The organism is Lysinibacillus sp. A1 (genome assembly GCF_000801965.1).
GTDB classification, from domain to species: domain Bacteria; phylum Bacillota; class Bacilli; order Bacillales_A; family Planococcaceae; genus Lysinibacillus; species Lysinibacillus fusiformis.
On the sequence record NZ_JSZM01000010.1, the window covers coordinates 69,232 to 86,283 of the forward strand.

Below are 17,052 nucleotides of genomic sequence, written 5' to 3' on the forward strand. Positions count from 1 at the left end.
ATTGTAGTAGAGCATAGAAAATGACAATACAAAGGAGCAAGAACATGACATCTAAACAAGGGATTCAACCAGAAGATCTTTATCACTTGAAATCAGTGGCAGATCCACAGCTCTCACCTGATGGGACTGAGGTAGTGTATGTAGAGACACGTATTGATGAGAAGAAAAAAGACTATGTATCTAACTTATTTTATTTAAATTTAAAAGACAAACGTCCTCAGCAATGGACTTATGGTGACGATCGGACAAGCTCTCCTGTCTGGTCGCCAGATGGCAGTCAAATTGCTTTTTCTTCGACAAGATCAGGCAAGCCACAAATTTTTGTACTGTCGAAAACAGGGGGAGAGGCGAAGCAAGTGACGTATTGCAAGAACGGTGCGTCAACGCCCGTATGGTCTCCTTGTGGAGAGAAAATTGCCTTTTCAGTGATGCTAGGTAAAGATGAAACTATCTTAGACAAAGCTGACGATGACAAGAAAGAAGAAAAAGAACTAAAGCCACTCGAAATCGATAGGATGAAACATAAGTCGGATGCGGGTGGATTTATGGATATGGACCAGCATACTCACATTGCCATTGTCGATTTAAAATCTGGTGACTTAGAGCAAGTGACAGAAGGGAACGAGCATTTCCATCTGAGTACATGGTCGCCAAATGGCAGTTATCTTACGTACTTAGCAGATCGAGCAGAGGACTTAGATTTTTCGTTTAATGCGGATATTTATTTATTCGATCTAGAAACAAAACAGAGTCGTAAGGTAACAGAGGGGATTGGCTCTTATTACCAAACGTCTTGGTCGCCTAATAGCCGCTTCCTTTCCTTTGTTGGAGGAAAACGTGAGTTCGAAAATGCCACACAAGCGAAGCTATGGATTTATGATATGGAACAAAATCTGCTAAGCTGTGTAACAAGTGAATTTGATGCCCCTGTCGGTGATTATGTCATCGGTGATTTCCTGCAAGGGGTAGCAGCACCAAGTGTACAATGGATGAATGATAATCATAGTTTCTATTTCCAAGTAACAGATCACGGCAATGCGGCAATTTACTTTGGGAATGTAGATGGTGAAATTTATCCAGCTATTCACGATGATCAATACGTTTATGGTTTTTCATTAGATGCTCAAAATGATCAAGCCATTGTCGCCATAAGTACGACAACGAATCCAGGCGATTTATATTACGTTAACTTAAAAACAGGTGATAAAGTACGATTGACGACAGTCAATGAAGACATTTTAAAGACGAAAGAGTTAGCTGTGCCAGAGAGCATTGAGTTTGAAGGAGCTGAGGGCTGGAAGGTTAACGGCTGGATCATGAAGCCAGTGGGTTATGAAAAAGGAAAGAAATATCCCCTTATTCTTGAAATCCATGGTGGTCCGCATGCGATGTATGGCAACACCTATTTTAATGAATTCCAAATCCTAGCTGCTCAAGGCTTTGCAGTCCTATATACAAATCCACGCGGAAGTCATGGCTATGGGCAAACATTTGTGGATGCCGTACGTGGTGATTATGGGGGCAATGACTATCAAGACCTGATGGCCGCTGTAGACTATGCTTTAGAGCAGTTTGATTTCATTGATCCAGCTCGACTAGGTGTAACAGGTGGAAGCTATGGTGGCTTTATGACCAACTGGATTGTTGGGCATACCAACCGCTTTAAGGCAGCAGTTACACAACGCTCTATATCGAACTGGATTAGCTTTGCAGGAGTGAGTGATATTGGCTATTACTTTACAGACTGGCAAATTCAAGCGGGGCTCGAAAATATAGAGAAGCTATGGCATCATTCACCATTGAAATATGTAGACAAGGTTGAAACACCATTGCTTATTTTACATGGTGAAAAAGACTATCGTTGTCCGATTGAACAGGCGGAGCAATTATTTATCGCCTTGAAGTATCGAAAAAAAGAAACGAAATTCGTCCGTTTCCCTGAAGCAAATCATGAACTGTCAAGAAGCGGAAAGCCAACATTAAGAATTAATCGTCTCGAATATATACGAGATTGGTTTGTGGAAAAACTTTAAAAAAGAGGTGGCTTAGGAAGTGAACATACTTCTTAAGCCTTTTTTATAGAAAAAAAGAACCACAGCAAAGTGTGATTCCAGATGAGTTAGTCCATTTTTTGAATAAAAACGACCTTCAAATAATTAAATTCAGGATATTCACGAGGCACACGGAAATCCTTTGGTAAACCGTATTCTTCTACAATTTTATAGCGTGTACGAGTGTCTTTAAATGCTTGGTCGATAAACCCTTTAAACTTTTTCATACCGAAGCTTGCGTTGTTTGTGGAAGCCACAATAATGCCATTTTTGGCAGTAATCGCAATCGTATCCTTCAGTAATTTTGGATAGTCCTTCGCCGTAGAGAACGTCATTTGCTTTGTGCGGGCAAAGCTTGGTGGATCTAATACAACAAGGTCAAATTTTAATTCGTGACGCTGTGCATATTTAAAATAATGAAAAACGTCCATTACTTTTATATCCTGCGCTTCATAATCAATTTGATTGACGCTAAACTGCTCAATCGTTTTGGCTAAACTGCGCTTTGCAACATCGACACTTGTTGTTTTAGTAGCTCCTCCAAGCGAGGCTGCTACAGAAAATGCCCCTGTGTAGGAGAAGGTATTTAGCATATTTGTTGTGTTCGCATAGCGCTCACGAATAGCTAATCGCACTTCCCGTTGATCAAGGAAAATCCCAGTCATCGCACCATCATTTAAATGGACTGCATAGGTCATCCCATTTTCCTTAACCATGATTGGAAATTCGCCAGGAGTCCCCATGACAAAATCATCCTGTTCCATATATTGTCCTTTACTATCGAATCGTTTTTTCTCATAAATGGCCTGGTAGTTGATAGTTTCAGCAAGCGCCTCATAAACGACTTCTTTCAATGAGTAAATACCCTCGCTATACCAACTCACCATATAGTAGCCATTAAAGAAATCAATAGTCAGGCCACCGATACCATCACCCTCGCCATTGAAAACACGGAAGGCTGTTGTATGATCATTCTGGAAGAATGCTTCTCGGAGCTGTATGGCTTTTTTGAATTTTTTAATGAAAAAAGCTTTATCAATGGTTTCATTTATATCTGTCGTCAGGACCCAGCCAATCCCTTTATTTTGAATACCGTAGTAACCTGTACCAATAAAACGATTATGGTGATCCATGAGCTTAAGTAGAGTCCCTTGCTCGGAAGGTAGTTGTCGTGCATCCACTGCATCTTTTGAAATTAATGGGTAGCCTTTTTTTAATTGATCAGCAAAAGGCTGTTTTACTTGTAGTGCAATTGTTTGTGTCATGTTGTCATCCTTTAAAAACGTTTTGCTCTATTATCGCACTGTTTGGATGGGATAGCCAAACTTATTTCAAGAATTCAGCAATTTTTGCCACCGTTTCGATTGTTGCCTCTTCAAAATAATTCATTTTGCTAAAATAGCTATGAATTAAACCAGACATGGTTATATGCTCCACAGGTACTCCAGCGTCAGTCAGTTTTTGGGCATAACTTAAACCTTCATCAAAGAGAACATCGGCCTCTGCTGCAATGAGGAGGGTTTTAGGCATATGTGTTACATCCTCGAGCAGTAGGGGAGACACCAATGGATTTGTAAAGTTCGATTCATCTGTATAGTGTTGAGAAAACCATTGCATGCCCTGTTTATCTAGGCCGAACTTTTCTCCGTAAGCCTGATAGGAAACGGTCGTAAAATCCACATTTGTAACAGGATAAATGAGTGCTTGTGCTTGCAATGACGGTCCACCTGAAGTTACAGCTAAGTAGGCCACGACCGTTGCTAAATTTCCGCCGGCACTGTCCCCAGCCACCGTCAATCGAGCAGCATCGCCGCCAAATGCTTCGATATGGTCATGCACCCATAATAAGCTATCGTAGGCATCCTGCAATGGAGTTGGAAAAGGAAATTCAGGAGCCAAACGATAATCCACTGAAACGACAATTGCTTGCGCTTGGTCTGCTAAAAGCTGACAGCCAGCATCAGCAGACTCTAAATTACCATATACCCAGCCACCGCCATGATAATAAACAATAACAGGTAATGGTTGATCATGAGTAGGTATATAAAGTCGTAGCGTAATTTGAGCCCCATCACGCATGGTAATTTGTTGATCTTGCATCGCCGCTAATGTTGGCTTATGGGGTGATTGCCATGGCGTAACCGTACGCATCGCGCGAGCTTCCTGTGGTGTAACTTGATAGTAGGGTGTGGCAACTTGTTGATCTTCAATATAATGAATAGCTTCTTTTCTTAAAGTAGTCATCCTCATCAGTCCTTTATTGTGACGTTTATTACTTACATTATAAACTATTCATATAATTTTACTAGGATTTAATTTTAGAAAAAGAAAATTCTTTCATAATAGAGGTGAAATCAACGAATTGTGTTTATAATAAAAGGGAAGAAAGTATTTGGAGGGACAGTATGATTTCTTTAATTGTGGCACATGATGACAACCATGTAATTGGTTATAATAACGGAATGCCTTGGCATTTACCGGGAGATTTGCAGTATTTCAAAAACAAAACAATGGGCAAGCCAATGATTATGGGACGAAAAACGTTTGAATCCATTGGTCGTCCACTACCAGGACGTCGCAATATTGTTATTACACGAGATGAAAAATATCACGCAGAAGGCATTGAAACTGTGACAAGCCTAGAAGAAGCAATAGCGATAGCAGGGGATGTAGAGGAAATCATGATTATTGGCGGCGAGCAAATTTTCCGTTTATCAATGGAAATGGCAGATCGCCTATATATTACAAAAATCAATCATTCATTTCAGGGCGATACCTTTTTCCCGAGCTATGAGGAGGAATTTGTAGAGGTTTCTGCTGAACAGCCCGAAACAGCTTCAGAAGGCTACACTTTCCAATATCAAATTTTTGAGCGTAAATAACATGGGAAAAGCACGGTTTTGATTGACCGTGCTATTTCTATATTTAGGGGAGATATTGATGCGCAACATACGATTATCGAGTGGAGAAATTGCTCAAGTTGATTGCTTGAGCTGTGCGATCATAAGTGGACAGGTAGAGCCCAATGGTGGTGTTGTCATTGAAACGGATTATTTTCACGCCCACCAGGATGTAGCTTATCCAATCAAGGGATTAGTTATATTAGCTTCAAAGCGTCATATCCATTGCTTCGATGAATTAAATAATGACGAAAAACTGGATTACATCAATCTCTTAACAAAAATTAGACAAGCTCAAAGGGAAGTATTGGGCATTGAATACGTTTATTATTTTTACAACGAAGATACGACTCATCATTTCCATACTTGGATGGTGCCCCGCTATGAATGGATGAATGCATTCGGGCGATCCGTTGAATCCTTGAGGCCAGTATTACTTCATGCTAGAAATAATTTGAGTAATGAGGAGCATGAAAAAGAAGTAAGGGAAGCTATTGAGCTTTTAAGAGAATCCATTAAAAATCGCTCCTTATGAAGAAGGGCACTGAAAAAGTCCATATCTTTTTTTTCATTTGGCACTGTGACTCTACTGTTGTTTTCCGAAGCATTCCGCTCGCTTTCCGCGGGCGAGCGCCGAGTCTCCTCCTACGCTTCGCTTCGTGCGGGGTCTCGTCTGTCTCGCTTTCCCGCAGGAGTCGAGCGATGCTTCTCCAAACAACGCAATGTATCATTCTATTATTTTAGTCACACTTTCCTTTATAATAAAAGAATGAATATGAAGGTGGTGCCCCAATGATGATTTCAAATCAGGAAACCCTTAATTTAAGTCCATACATGGCAATCTACGATATTGTTGTGCCAAAAGATAATATGCTTCGTCAGATCAATGAACTTGTTGATTTTTCATTCATTTTAGAAGAGCTAAAAACAAAATATTGTTTAGACAATGGACGTAATGCCATTCCTCCAATTCGCATGTTTAAGTACTTTTTATTAAAAGCGATTAATGATGTATCAGACGTCGACCTAGTAGAGCGCTGTCATTCAACTATTTCTTGGATATGGCAACAGAAGATCCAGTGAGACAGAAATAAGGCACTTCCTGTTCAAAATTGAACAAGAAGTGCCTTATTTTTATCTGAAAAAGGTTCGCTTTTATGAAAACATAAGTTTTTCAGTGCCCTCTTATGAAGGGAGCGACTTTTTTTATAAATAGAAGTACACACAAGCGTACATGGAAGCACAGCCAGCTAGCACAAAAAGATGCCATATTGCATGGTTATAAGGTAGAGAGCGCCAAGCATAAAAGATGGCTCCAATTGTATAGAACAGGCCACCTGCAAGTAGTAAAGCAAAGCCATAAAATCCTAAGTATAAATAAACAGGCTTAATAGCAAAAATGATGAGCCAGCCCATGCCAATATAAAAAATTAAGGATAGCACTTCAAAGCGATTAATGAAGAAGCATTTAAAAAGAACACCTAATATTGCGAGTGACCAAATAATACATAATAAAGTAATGGCTAGAGTGCCACCCACCGCAATTAATAAAAACGGCGTATACGTACCGGCAATTAAAATGTAAATGGACGAGTGGTCCAAAATAGCGAAAAAGTGTTTATATTTTTCTGGCATACTGTGTAGCAATGTGGACATTAAAAACAAGATGATGACAGAGGCACCAAAAATACTAAAAGTAGTAATATGTAGAGCATTACCTGTTTGCACAGCTGTAAGCAGTAAAACAACTAGAGCCGGAATACTTGCAATAAAACCAATACCGTGTGTAATGGCATTCCACAGTTCTTCCTTCCAAGATTTATAGTCAAATGAATCAATCATTTACAACACTCCTTTCGTTCATGTATTTACTATACCCCAATAATTTATACATGAACATTTACATTTGTCATATATTTCATATCAAAAATGTCATAAGGCTGTCATATTCTTTTAGGGGCTTTGATAGACAAGAGATAAAGGAAACGCTATAGTATCAAAGGTAGCGTTTACATTCTCAAGAAATCAAGGCTTTGCCTAATGACAAATGTCATGTTTACATAATGATTCATTAGTCTATATAATAAATTTTAATGAAGTAAAAGGATGTGTCGAAGTGGGACGAATTCATATAGTAACGGACTCAACTTGTGATTTAACAAAAGAAGAAGTAGCACAGCATGGCATACATATCGTGCCATTAACAATTCAAATTGATGGTGAAACATATATAGATGGTGTGGATTTAGAGCCACAACCTTTTTTAGGCTTGATGAAAAATGCTAAAAATTTACCGAAAAGTTCACAGCCTGCACCAGGTAAATTTAAAGAATTATATGATGAGCTAGGCAAGGATGGCGATCAAATTATCTCTATCCATATGACAGGTGGTATGAGTGGCACGGTAGAGTCAGCACGTCAAGCGGCTCAAATGACAGACGCTGATGTGACGGTGATTGACTCACGCTTTATTGCGATCGGTTTAGCTATTCAGCTACGTGAGGCTATTAAAATGCGCGATGCTGGAGCAACAGTTGAGGAAATCGTAGCTCGTCTGGACAAAGTACGTGCAAATACACATTTATATGTAATTGTGGATACGCTTGAAAATCTAATTAAGGGCGGTCGAATTGGTAAAGGAACAGGCTTTATCGGTTCATTGCTGAACATCAAAGTTATTGCTAATTTAGAGGGTGGCGTTTACAATCCTGTTTCCAAGGTACGTAGCCATAAACAGGTAGTGAATTACTTATTTAAACAATTCCAAGCAGATACGGCTGGGAAAACAGTCAAAGCTGTCGGTATTTCTCACGCAGATGGCCTCATCACAATGGGGAATCCATTAAAAGAGTTAATCGAAGGTACAGGCTTTAATGATGTTGAGATTGCCTTTACATCTCCAATTATTTCGACACATACTGGACCAGGTGCCATCGGATTTATTTATTTTGCAGAATAATAGTGAGGAGCTACTACATAAGTAAATGTAGTGGCTTTTTTTCGTTTTGGCCCTTTTGGCTGGATACTTGTTCGACTATTTGGAAAAGAGGAATTTTGACAACAACACAAAATTATGGAGAACAGAGAGTAAGTCACTTTTCATTAGGGTATGAACTATTCTATAATAGAAGGTACAGAAAGGGATGGAAGGTGGTCAAATGGACATTTGGCGATTTATGTTGTCATGTTTGACCGTCTTAGTACTAAGTGGTTGTGCAATATCAATCGATGAGCCGAATCCGCAAGCAGAGCCTGACGGTGAGCAAGCAGAAACGGAGCAAGATATGACGCAGGATGAGCAACAAACAGTAGAAGAGGAAAAAACCTCCAAGAATATGTTGACGCAAATTTTTGAACATTTTTTTGAGCCATCAGCAGAGGATTTATCGCAAATTGATGAAGAAAATGCAAAGCAACTGCATTATCTGGCACTTGGAGATTCATTAACAGATGGTGTCGGTGATGAGTATAGTCAAGACGGTTATGTAGGAAGATTAGCAGATTCATTGCTTACGTGGCCCTCGATTTCTGAGGTAGATGTTGATAATCGTGGCAAACGTGGTAGACGTAGTGATCAGCTACTAAAATTAGTGAAAAAAGGGCATTATGATGAAGAGTTGCAACAAGCACAGCTCATTTCTTTAACAATGGGTGGCAATGATGTCATGAAAGTTGTTAAACAGGATTTGTTTAATTTAAAGCGTGACGCATTCGATAAAGAATTGCGGACGTATAAGCAGCGCTATAGCAAAATCGTTGAAGGCATTCGTGCAAAAAATCCGACAGTGCCCATTCTACTCATTGGTTTCTATAATCCGTTTTCGATTGTGACCAATGAGGCGAATGAATTCGATACAATTATCACAGAATGGAATAATGTGATTGAGGAAGTAGCGAGTGAAGATTCCAATGCTTGCTATGTATCGGTGGAGGATTTATTTGATTCAAATGAAGAGCTCGTCTATCATACAGATTTTTTCCACCCCAATGCAAAGGGATATGAAAAAATGACAGAACGTATACTAGCGGCAATGGAGCAGTGTGGTATGGAAGAAAAGATTAACAAGGCAATAGGCTTCGAGGAGTGACAAAATGAATAAATGGAAAGTCGCGTTTTTCGCCCTAGCAGGCACAGTGCTTTTTGCAATCCTCCTCGTCGTTTTTTTAGCAACTAGACCAGTAGATGGAGTCGATGTTGCCAAGCGTTCAGCAGGTGAAAGTGAAAGCAAAGGAAATGTACTCGTGGTGCAAACCACAACAAAGGAATTAGAATCGATTTCCAAAAAATATTTAAAGGATGCAGCAAAAGGCTCGCCTTTACCACTTGATTTTACAATCGGCAATGATATTCAATTACGAAGCACGCTCACGGTGTTTTACACGGAAATACCGATTTCCATGAATTTTGAACCCATTGTAGATGACAAGGGCAATATTATTTTAAAGCAGACGGGAATGAATGTCGGGCTATTAAATATTCCGCCGGAGACAACAATGAAAATTATGCGGGATTCGGTGGAATTCCCTTCATGGATTACCGTGAACCCAAATAAAGCAGAAATCTATATTGATTTATCGCGCATTAACATAGCATCCGGATCACGTGTCCGTGCTAAAGAATTGGACTTACCAAATGACAAAATTTTATTAGAAATTATTGTTCCTGGTGAATAAGGAGTGAAATGAATGGCAAAGCAATATGCAACATTTGCAGGAGGCTGTTTTTGGTGTATGGTCAAGCCATTTGACGAAACACCTGGCATTGAATCGGTGCTATCAGGCTATACAGGTGGACATGTTGTCAATCCAACCTATGAGCAAGTGTGCTCAGAAACTACCGGACATGCAGAAGCCGTGCAAATCGTATACGATGATGATCTTTATAGCTATGAGCAACTACTGTCTATCTATTGGACCTTAATAGACCCGACAGATGCAGGTGGCCAGTTTTATGATCGTGGCGAATCCTACACAACAGCCATTTACTATCATAATGAAGAACAACGTCAACTAGCAGAGCATTCGAAGGCTGATTTAGAAGCCTCTGGAAAGTTTGATAAACCGATCATGGTGAAAATCTTACCTGCTAGCACATTTTACCCGGCTGAGGACTATCACCAATATTATTATAAGAAAAATCCAATGCACTACGAACGCTATTCGGTAGGAAGCGGTCGCCGAGCGTATCAAGAGCATCACTGGGGGAATAAACATGAATAAAGAACAACGTTTAAAAGAACTGACAGACATGCAATATTATGTGACACAGGAAAATGGCACAGAACCACCGTTTCGCAATGAGTTCGATGAGCATTTTGAAGAGGGCATCTATGTAGATATCGTCTCTGGAAAACCACTATTCAGCTCATTGGACAAATACAACTCAGGCTGTGGCTGGCCAGCCTTTACGAAGCCCATCCAAAAAGAAGAAGTAACCGAGCACTTCGACACAACCCACGGTATGCGCCGAGTAGAAGTACGCAGTAAAGAAGCAGACTCCCATCTAGGACATGTCTTCCCAGATGGCCCAAGCGAACTAGGGGGCCTACGCTACTGCATTAACTCAGCATCCCTTCGCTTCATAGCAAAAGAAGATCTAGAAAAAGAAGGCTACGGCCAATTCCTTTCATTATTCAAATAAAAAATCCTAGCAAGAGCGATCTTGCTAGGATTTTTTTGTTTTGATGGGCGTAGAGGGAGGCAGAGTTCAGATTAATGGCAAGCAATAGCAAAGCGGTGGATAGAACATGCGAAGAGATGGATAAAACTCTCAAAGTGACGGATATAAAGTGAAAAGTGACGGATAGTCCTCTCAGAGGAATGGATAAAACGCTAAAATGTAGAAAACCGCTCAAAGAGACAGATAGCATCCCTGACCATGGCTAATCCATATCTCCCCAATTGAACCTCCTCCAGCCCAAAAAAAGAGGGGATCCTCTAACGAAAGGATCCCCCTCAGAAATTCGCAATAAAATTTAAACTTTAAATGCGCCTACTAGATTACGGAGGCTGTCTGCTTGTTGGGCAAGCTCTGTGGCAGCCGCGTTGATTTCCTGCATGGAAGCGGAGCCCTGTGTGGCAGCGGCGGCAGATGTTACGGTGTTAGCTGCGGACTGCTCGGCATAGGCATTGACGTGAATAAAATCGCTTGCTACCGCGTTGCTAAAGTCCAGTGTCGATGCAATTTTATCCACCATGGCTGCAATAATCGTTGTAGTTTCTTCTGTATGCGATAAAATGTTGGCCAAGGATTGATTGGTTTCATTGGTCACTTCAACGCCACGAATGACAGTAGTGACCCCTTCATGGTTTTGGGCAATGATCGATGTGACTTCATCCTGAATAGATGTCACTATCGCAGTTACTTCCTTGGCAGCACTTTGGGATTGTTCTGCAAGTTTACGAACTTCATCCGCTACCACGGCAAAGCCCCGACCATGCTCGCCAGCTCGAGCTGCTTCAATCGCTGCATTTAAAGCTAATAGATTAGTTTGTTCAGAAATGGCCGTAATGGTACCAATGATCGATGTAATGTCGGCAGATTTACGACCTAACGCCTCGACCGTTGATGTTGTGGAAGCCATTGTTTCTTCGATTGATTGCATAACCAGCGAAGATTGCTCCACAGAAAGGCTTCCTTCATCGGCTGCTTGCTGCATGGCTATAGAGGCACGATGTACGGCACTCGCTTGCTCGTTTAATTGATGCATAGAGTGCTCTAGGTCGCTCATTTTTTGTTGCGCACTATTCATACTAGAAATGGTATTATCACTATCGCTTGCAATATCTGCTGTTGCATCCGCGATATCTTGAATGGTACGAGCATTTTCATCTGCTAATGACATGAGCTCCTGACTACTACTTGATACATGATCAGCCAGTTCGCTTACACGTCGAATTAAATTGGAAATCGACTCAATCAACGTATTAGTGGAAGCGGCAATAATGGAAAATTCATCGCGATTTCGCACTTTCACACGTCTAGTTAAATCGCCGCCTGCCTGAGCAATATCAAGGATGGAGTCATTAATTGCTTGTGTATTACGCTTCAAAGATTTAAAGAGCATGAAACCAAAAATGACGATCGCTAAAAAGCCGATAATGGATACAATAAAAAATGTAGTGATTGAAAGATTGACTTGCTGATTAAGCTTGTCTAACTTGGCTTTATTCGACTCATCCATCACCATATTTATAGATTCAATATTATTATCAATATGCGTTTTCATTGTTTCCCCAGTAGCCCCCATCATGAGCTTGCGAGCCTGCTCGAGACCAAGTTCATCACGCATAGTCATTACTTTTTTTGAATAATCCAGGTAATTTTTATAATATTGGTCGATGGCCTGCATATGACCAAGCTCAACTTGCCGATCCTGAAATTGTTCATTTAATGCTGCTAATTTTTTATTAATGGTATCAATTTTTAAATGATAGGAGGTAGAATAAATGCCATTCCCTGTTATTAAGTAACTTTGTTCCAAATTCGTCAACCTTGCTATCTCATACGCGAGTTGGTTAACTGTTAACTGCTCTAGGACATTTTTCTTAGTGAAGTCTTCCATCTCCTGCTGAAGTTTCTGTATATTGACATAAGACAATATACCCATAACGCCGTTAATTACAATAAGAAGTGCGAACATAATAAGCACTTTGCCTCGAATCAAATGGTATAAACGTTGTCGTTTTTCTTTCATAGGAGGGGGATTGATCCCGGTTTCCTCTTGTATAGAAGCTTTCTTTCCTTTAAAAAAGCTAAAAGTGAAGAGAGTCGGGCGTTTTTTTGCTGCATCATGAGTTTTTTTAGTCTTTTTCATCGCATCACCTTCCTATTTTTTAGTAATCGATTTCAATTTTATCTTATTTTACTAGATTTTTCTATTATTTTTTCTAAAAATTAAAATTTTTCTGATAGATATAACTGTGACAAAAGTCAGGATGCCCAAGAAAATAGTTCTAAAATAACAAATAGGAAATATATCTTAGTAGTGGGAATTATGACGAATACCGTTTTTTCTGATACACTATCGAAAAGTAAATGCAAAAAAGGGGAAATTGTGTGATGAAAAAAAGTTTTTATTTATATGTCCTTACATTTCGGGGCGGCGACTGGTCAGATGCCAAGGTACGGTTTGCAGAGGAAATGTTTCATGAGCATAATTTTCCAAAGCAAAGTGAAGACTTTAATGAGTTATCCAACTACATTGAATCCTATGCAACAGAAAATTTAACGATTGAAGCTTTTGATCATTTGTGGGAGTTATATGAGGGACAGGCATAAATTGTACGAAAACTATAAATAATTTTTAAGTTGCTAGACGTCTAGCATTGCGCAAATGACAGAAACACAGTATTATTTATAGTGATAACTGACAGAAAAGAGGGATTGCAGTATGAGTGTTCATATTAATGCAAAAAAAGGTGAAATCGCTGACACAATTTTACTTCCAGGAGATCCACTTCGTGCAAAATACATCGCGGAAACATTTTTAGAAGATGTAACTTGCTACAACGAGGTACGTAATATGTTTGGTTATACAGGTACGTATAAAGGCAAACGTATTTCAGTACAAGGAACTGGTATGGGTGTGCCATCTATTTCAATCTATGCGACAGAATTAATGCAAGAATATGATGTGCAAAAATTAATCCGTGTAGGTACTTGTGGTGCAATTCAAAAAGATGTGAAAGTGCGTGACGTGATTTTAGCGCAAGCAGCAACATCTGATACACGTATGAACCAAATCATTTGGGGCGGTGCTATCGACTTCGCACCAATCGCAGACTTTGACCTATTATTAAAAGCGTATAACGCAGGTAAAGATGCTGGACTTAACTTACAAGTGGGGAATATTTTCACAGCAGATTTATTCTACTCAGATGAGCATCAAAACGAAAAATTAGCACAATACGGTGTACTAGCCGTAGAAATGGAATCAGCAGCTCTTTACACATTAGCAGCTAAATTCGGCCGTAAAGCACTTTCTGTTCTAACAGTAAGTGACCATATTTTAACTGGCGAAGTAACAACATCAGAAGAACGTCAAACGACTTTCAACGACATGATGGTTGTAGCGTTAGAAGCAGCTATTCAAGACTAATTGATATAACAGCGTTTTGAACGTGTGTTAAATACCATTAATAAAAGCAACCGACCATATACTAGTCGGTTGCTTTTCCTTTTTCTTTCTAAAAAAAAGGCCACAGCTGAGTGCGACCCTTCGATTATTGACAGAAAGAGTTATAGTTATTTGTTTTACAACTAACTAATTAACAATCTTCTTTTTGCATGAATGTTGCGCCTACGATAATGAGTAGAATGAATAGAATAACGATTAAGACAAATGTTGAACTATTACCTTTGCCGTGGTCCATGCAATAGCCCATGTTATATTCATTCCCATAACCGCTGTAACAACAACCGTAATTACCTACACTACCATAATATCCTGCGTTTCCTACGTTTCCGTAATATCCCATGAAAACCTCTCCTTTCTTCAATTTATAGTATGTAATTTGTCATTGAAGGGAGTGGGGTATTCGTCTAATGAAAGCTAAAAAAGAGTCCTCGATATAATAATCGTCTACTTCAAATCCATTATTAAACGCCATTGAAATCCGATTTGAGGTACTATGAAATTAATAAAAGAAAAGGAGAAATAAAAAATGTTTACCTTTCTTAAAAATGATATGAAATTTGTGGAAACTGAAAAGAACATTATGAATTCGAATCAGGAATATAATGTAATCGCTTATGATAAAAAAGTTCTTGGGAATGAGGATATTTTAGAAATACACGAAGAAACAGAAGCATTACAGATTGAAAGATATTTGGTGAAAAAAGGGGATGACTTTATAGCTATTTTGGATTATGGAATGTCAAGCCCTCGTCATCATAAACCTTGGATAAGTTTATTGGCGGTACACAAAAAATTTCAAGGTTTAGGATATGCCAAAAAAATTTACATGTTGTATGAGGAACGAATGAGAAGCCAACAAGTAAACGGTATTCATATTGCTGTACATTCTACCAATAAAAGTGCTGTAAACTTCTGGACCTCGCTTGGTTTTATACAGTTTGATGAGAGAATTTACGAAGATAAAGTTATCTTAAGTTTTGAGAAGGTTTTAGATTAATGAACAAAAATACGAACTTCTAACTTCATGAATAAGAGGTATTCCATGAGTAGCAACTATCAGATAAGAGACAGCTATTTTATACTTGTTGATCCACTTTCAATGATTTTTATTGGAATGACTATTTTATTTCTAATGATGTTCGTTTTAGTCTTGTGGAAAAAAGTTTTGAAGAAATAAAATCCAGTGCAGTAATTTAACAATGAAACCAAGGCCTATCTGTATAACCATAATCGAAAGGAAGAGTTCTATGGAAATTATTCAATCTATTCCTATTCAGCCTACAGTGAAAGTTTTATTATCCTATGCCACATCAAAAACAAAAGTGGATCAGGAATATGATTTGTATATACATGCCCCAGCAAGAAAATTATATGGCTATTACATGGATCAAGAACTGGTTGGATGTCTAGGTATTGAATTAGTTGATGCACATCAGTGTGTCATTAAACATATTGCCGTATCACCGGTGCATCGTGGGAAAGGAATTGGGGGTGAGATGGTACAATTTATTAACCATCATCATTCATTTTCTTCTATTTATGCTGAAACGGATAGAGATGCTGTGATTTTTTATAAAAATATAGGATTTCACATTACGAGTTTAGGGGAAAAATACCCAGGTGTGGAGCGATTTGCATGCCTTTTAACCGGCCCTCCATTGCAGCGTACGGCTTTCCCCTAGTACATAATAATAAGTAATCTATATAGGGAAGAAAGGAGCTGCATCTATTAAGAAGAAATTGTGGTTGATCATGCGTGTTTTGGCATTTTTAATAGCGGGCTATTCCATCGTTCAATATATTGTGTTGGATGCACAGCAAGCAGGCTTTGTTCAATTAAAGCTTATGCTAAGTGCTACTTTAAACTCACTGTGGTTCATCGTGCTGTATATTCATATTATTTTTGGAGTGTTAGCGTTAATAATGGGTCCTTTTACCTTGTCCTCAAAATTAAGAGAGAACAATGTGAGACGTCATCGAATATTGGGGAAACTATATTGTGCCAGTATTTTATTTGGCGGTAGTGCAGGTCTTTATTTAGCATTCCATGCCACAGGTGGATGGGTCTCGCAATTGGGCTTTGGTTTATTATCGACAGGCTGGTTACTGACAATGTTGCAAGCGCTCATAAAAATCAAACATCGAAACATCCAAGCTCATCAAAAATGGATGCTAAGAAATTATGCTTTAACGTTTGCGGCAGTGACTTTACGTATCTGGTTACCTTTGTTTACCATCCTACTCGGGGATGAAAATTTTCAGTATTATTATGCTGTTATTGCTTGGTTATGTTGGGTGCCCAATTTAATCGTAATTGAATGGTATATCCGGCGTAAACTCGGACCAATTCTTGTGAACATACATTGAAATATATTCAGACATTGAGTTCTAGATAGAGCCCAATGTTTTTTTTAGGTTATCGCCAAATTCAAAAGCATTAGTCTATTAATTAACTAATTAGTCAATAAACTAGGTGCATTAATTATCTCCATAGTAAAATTTCGAATATGATGCAAAAGAATGGGAGGTGAAATGTTTGAGGTTTAGTTACAGCCGTAATTTTGATAATTTCAAATGTGATTCCAAATGTAACTATCCCATGAAGTATAAGTGTAATGAATTTGGGTGTAATGGCTATCCATATGATTTTTCTGGCATCCAAGATCCGATAGGTGTAACAGGAGCAACAGGTGCGACGGGTGCGACTGGTACAACAGGTCCGCAAGGTGCACAGGGTTCGCCAGGGGCAATGGGACCCCAGGGCGTAACGGGGGCAACTGGTGATACAGGACCCCAAGGAGCAATGGGACCTCAAGGGCTGGTGGGAGCAACTGGTGAGAGAGGACTGCAAGGACTAGCAGGATTAATCGGTGCGACGGGATCTCGGGGAGCAACAGGAGTAACTGGAACTACAGGAGCTCAAGGACTAGCCGGAGTAACAGGAGCAACGGGACCTCAAGG

18 protein-coding genes and 2 pseudogenes are annotated in these 17,052 nt (G+C 39.3%); 15 read left to right on the plus strand and 5 right to left on the minus strand.

Features of this window, described 5'->3' with window-relative positions; translation table 11 throughout:
- Positions 1 to 44 precede the first annotated feature (44 nt).
- The gene (locus tag PI85_RS07570; protein ID WP_036125641.1) at positions 45 to 2,033 is read left to right on the plus strand and encodes a S9 family peptidase; all 1,989 of its coding nucleotides are present in this window, start codon (positions 45 to 47) and stop codon (positions 2,031 to 2,033) included.
- 86 nt (positions 2,034 to 2,119) lie between these two features.
- Here PI85_RS07570 and PI85_RS07575 read toward each other — a convergent pair whose 3' ends face one another.
- Positions 2,120 to 3,316: a class I SAM-dependent rRNA methyltransferase gene (locus PI85_RS07575; protein WP_036125642.1), complete on the minus strand. Its 1,197-nt coding sequence runs from the start codon at positions 3,314 to 3,316 to the stop codon at positions 2,120 to 2,122.
- A 61-nt stretch (positions 3,317 to 3,377) separates the two neighbouring features.
- Entirely contained in the window at positions 3,378 to 4,295 is a 918-nt protein-coding gene (locus PI85_RS07580; RefSeq protein ID WP_036125645.1) for an alpha/beta hydrolase, read from the minus strand.
- 161 nt (positions 4,296 to 4,456) lie between these two features.
- Between PI85_RS07580 and PI85_RS07585 the strand changes: the two genes are divergently transcribed.
- From PI85_RS07585 to PI85_RS07595, 3 genes and pseudogenes are all read left to right on the plus strand, one after another.
- Positions 4,457 to 4,933, plus strand: coding sequence for a dihydrofolate reductase (locus PI85_RS07585; RefSeq protein WP_036125648.1), 477 nt, complete (start codon positions 4,457 to 4,459; stop codon positions 4,931 to 4,933).
- A 58-nt stretch (positions 4,934 to 4,991) separates the two neighbouring features.
- Positions 4,992 to 5,486: an HIT family protein gene (locus PI85_RS07590; RefSeq protein WP_036125649.1), complete on the plus strand. Its 495-nt coding sequence runs from the start codon at positions 4,992 to 4,994 to the stop codon at positions 5,484 to 5,486.
- A gap of 260 nt (positions 5,487 to 5,746) precedes the next feature.
- Positions 5,747 to 6,033: pseudogene (locus PI85_RS07595) on the plus strand (transposase); the annotation flags it as partial.
- 124 nt (positions 6,034 to 6,157) lie between these two features.
- Here PI85_RS07595 and PI85_RS07600 read toward each other — a convergent pair.
- Positions 6,158 to 6,793 (minus strand): hemolysin III family protein, encoded by a 636-nt coding sequence (locus tag PI85_RS07600; RefSeq protein WP_025117228.1) that lies wholly within the window; start codon positions 6,791 to 6,793, stop codon positions 6,158 to 6,160.
- A 274-nt stretch (positions 6,794 to 7,067) separates the two neighbouring features.
- On the opposite strand from PI85_RS07600, the gene PI85_RS07605 reads away from it, so the two are divergent.
- The 5 genes from PI85_RS07605 (at position 7,068) to msrB (ending at position 10,592) form a co-directional block, all read left to right on the plus strand.
- Complete coding sequence (locus PI85_RS07605; RefSeq protein ID WP_036125653.1) at positions 7,068 to 7,910, plus strand: DegV family protein; 843 nt, start codon at positions 7,068 to 7,070, stop codon at positions 7,908 to 7,910.
- A gap of 184 nt (positions 7,911 to 8,094) precedes the next feature.
- Complete coding sequence (locus tag PI85_RS07610; protein ID WP_036125654.1) at positions 8,095 to 9,039, plus strand: GDSL-type esterase/lipase family protein; 945 nt, start codon at positions 8,095 to 8,097, stop codon at positions 9,037 to 9,039.
- A 4-nt stretch (positions 9,040 to 9,043) separates the two neighbouring features.
- The gene (locus tag PI85_RS07615) at positions 9,044 to 9,625 is read left to right on the plus strand and encodes a YpmS family protein (protein ID WP_036125656.1); all 582 of its coding nucleotides are present in this window, start codon (positions 9,044 to 9,046) and stop codon (positions 9,623 to 9,625) included.
- A gap of 12 nt (positions 9,626 to 9,637) precedes the next feature.
- On the plus strand, positions 9,638 to 10,171 hold the full coding sequence (gene msrA / locus PI85_RS07620; RefSeq protein WP_036125657.1) for a peptide-methionine (S)-S-oxide reductase MsrA: 534 nt from the start codon (positions 9,638 to 9,640) through the stop codon (positions 10,169 to 10,171).
- Positions 10,164 to 10,592 (plus strand): peptide-methionine (R)-S-oxide reductase MsrB, encoded by a 429-nt coding sequence (gene msrB, locus PI85_RS07625; protein ID WP_008174799.1) that lies wholly within the window; start codon positions 10,164 to 10,166, stop codon positions 10,590 to 10,592. Before msrA ends, msrB begins: the two co-directional genes overlap by 8 nt.
- Positions 10,593 to 10,926: 334 nt before the next feature.
- On the opposite strand, the gene PI85_RS07630 is transcribed toward msrB, so the two are convergent.
- Positions 10,927 to 12,768: a methyl-accepting chemotaxis protein gene (locus PI85_RS07630; RefSeq protein WP_052323487.1), complete on the minus strand. Its 1,842-nt coding sequence runs from the start codon at positions 12,766 to 12,768 to the stop codon at positions 10,927 to 10,929.
- 245 nt (positions 12,769 to 13,013) lie between these two features.
- On the opposite strand from PI85_RS07630, the gene PI85_RS07635 reads away from it, so the two are divergent.
- Together PI85_RS07635 and deoD are read left to right on the plus strand one after the other, a co-directional pair.
- Entirely contained in the window at positions 13,014 to 13,232 is a 219-nt protein-coding gene (locus tag PI85_RS07635; protein WP_036125659.1) for a YozE family protein, read from the plus strand.
- Between the two features lie 112 nt (positions 13,233 to 13,344).
- The gene (gene deoD, locus PI85_RS07640) at positions 13,345 to 14,052 is read left to right on the plus strand and encodes a purine-nucleoside phosphorylase (RefSeq protein WP_008174795.1); all 708 of its coding nucleotides are present in this window, start codon (positions 13,345 to 13,347) and stop codon (positions 14,050 to 14,052) included.
- A gap of 169 nt (positions 14,053 to 14,221) precedes the next feature.
- On the opposite strand, the gene PI85_RS25200 is transcribed toward deoD, so the two are convergent.
- Entirely contained in the window at positions 14,222 to 14,431 is a 210-nt protein-coding gene (locus PI85_RS25200; RefSeq protein ID WP_036125661.1) for a YjcZ family sporulation protein, read from the minus strand.
- Between the two features lie 186 nt (positions 14,432 to 14,617).
- Between PI85_RS25200 and PI85_RS07650 the strand changes: the two genes are divergently transcribed.
- From PI85_RS07650 to PI85_RS07665, 4 genes and pseudogenes are all read left to right on the plus strand, one after another.
- Complete coding sequence (locus tag PI85_RS07650; protein WP_036125663.1) at positions 14,618 to 15,088, plus strand: GNAT family N-acetyltransferase; 471 nt, start codon at positions 14,618 to 14,620, stop codon at positions 15,086 to 15,088.
- A gap of 250 nt (positions 15,089 to 15,338) precedes the next feature.
- On the plus strand, positions 15,339 to 15,773 hold the full coding sequence (locus PI85_RS07655) for a GNAT family N-acetyltransferase (protein ID WP_036125666.1): 435 nt from the start codon (positions 15,339 to 15,341) through the stop codon (positions 15,771 to 15,773).
- A gap of 46 nt (positions 15,774 to 15,819) precedes the next feature.
- On the plus strand, positions 15,820 to 16,458 hold the full coding sequence (locus tag PI85_RS07660) for a DUF2306 domain-containing protein (protein WP_036125668.1): 639 nt from the start codon (positions 15,820 to 15,822) through the stop codon (positions 16,456 to 16,458).
- A gap of 169 nt (positions 16,459 to 16,627) precedes the next feature.
- Positions 16,628 to 17,052: pseudogene (locus tag PI85_RS07665) on the plus strand (collagen-like protein); the annotation flags it as partial.

Bases quoted from the DNA above. Each gene is read 5' to 3' on its own strand.
- PI85_RS07570 (WP_036125641.1), top strand. From the start codon at position 45: ATGACATCTAAACAAGGGATTCAACCAGAAGATCTTTATCACTTGAAA.
- PI85_RS07575 (WP_036125642.1), bottom strand. From the start codon at position 3,316: ATGACACAAACAATTGCACTACAAGTAAAACAGCCTTTTGCTGATCAA.
- PI85_RS07580 (WP_036125645.1), bottom strand. From the start codon at position 4,295: ATGACTACTTTAAGAAAAGAAGCTATTCATTATATTGAAGATCAACAA.
- PI85_RS07585 (WP_036125648.1), top strand. From the start codon at position 4,457: ATGATTTCTTTAATTGTGGCACATGATGACAACCATGTAATTGGTTAT.
- PI85_RS07590 (WP_036125649.1), top strand. From the start codon at position 4,992: ATGCGCAACATACGATTATCGAGTGGAGAAATTGCTCAAGTTGATTGC.
- PI85_RS07600 (WP_025117228.1), bottom strand. From the start codon at position 6,793: ATGATTGATTCATTTGACTATAAATCTTGGAAGGAAGAACTGTGGAAT.
- PI85_RS07610 (WP_036125654.1), top strand. From the start codon at position 8,095: ATGGAAGGTGGTCAAATGGACATTTGGCGATTTATGTTGTCATGTTTG.
- PI85_RS07615 (WP_036125656.1), top strand. From the start codon at position 9,044: ATGAATAAATGGAAAGTCGCGTTTTTCGCCCTAGCAGGCACAGTGCTT.
- msrA (WP_036125657.1), top strand. From the start codon at position 9,638: ATGGCAAAGCAATATGCAACATTTGCAGGAGGCTGTTTTTGGTGTATG.
- msrB (WP_008174799.1), top strand. From the start codon at position 10,164: ATGAATAAAGAACAACGTTTAAAAGAACTGACAGACATGCAATATTAT.
- PI85_RS07630 (WP_052323487.1), bottom strand. From the start codon at position 12,768: ATGAAAAAGACTAAAAAAACTCATGATGCAGCAAAAAAACGCCCGACT.
- PI85_RS07635 (WP_036125659.1), top strand. From the start codon at position 13,014: ATGAAAAAAAGTTTTTATTTATATGTCCTTACATTTCGGGGCGGCGAC.
- deoD (WP_008174795.1), top strand. From the start codon at position 13,345: ATGAGTGTTCATATTAATGCAAAAAAAGGTGAAATCGCTGACACAATT.
- PI85_RS25200 (WP_036125661.1), bottom strand. From the start codon at position 14,431: ATGGGATATTACGGAAACGTAGGAAACGCAGGATATTATGGTAGTGTA.
- PI85_RS07650 (WP_036125663.1), top strand. From the start codon at position 14,618: ATGTTTACCTTTCTTAAAAATGATATGAAATTTGTGGAAACTGAAAAG.
- PI85_RS07655 (WP_036125666.1), top strand. From the start codon at position 15,339: ATGGAAATTATTCAATCTATTCCTATTCAGCCTACAGTGAAAGTTTTA.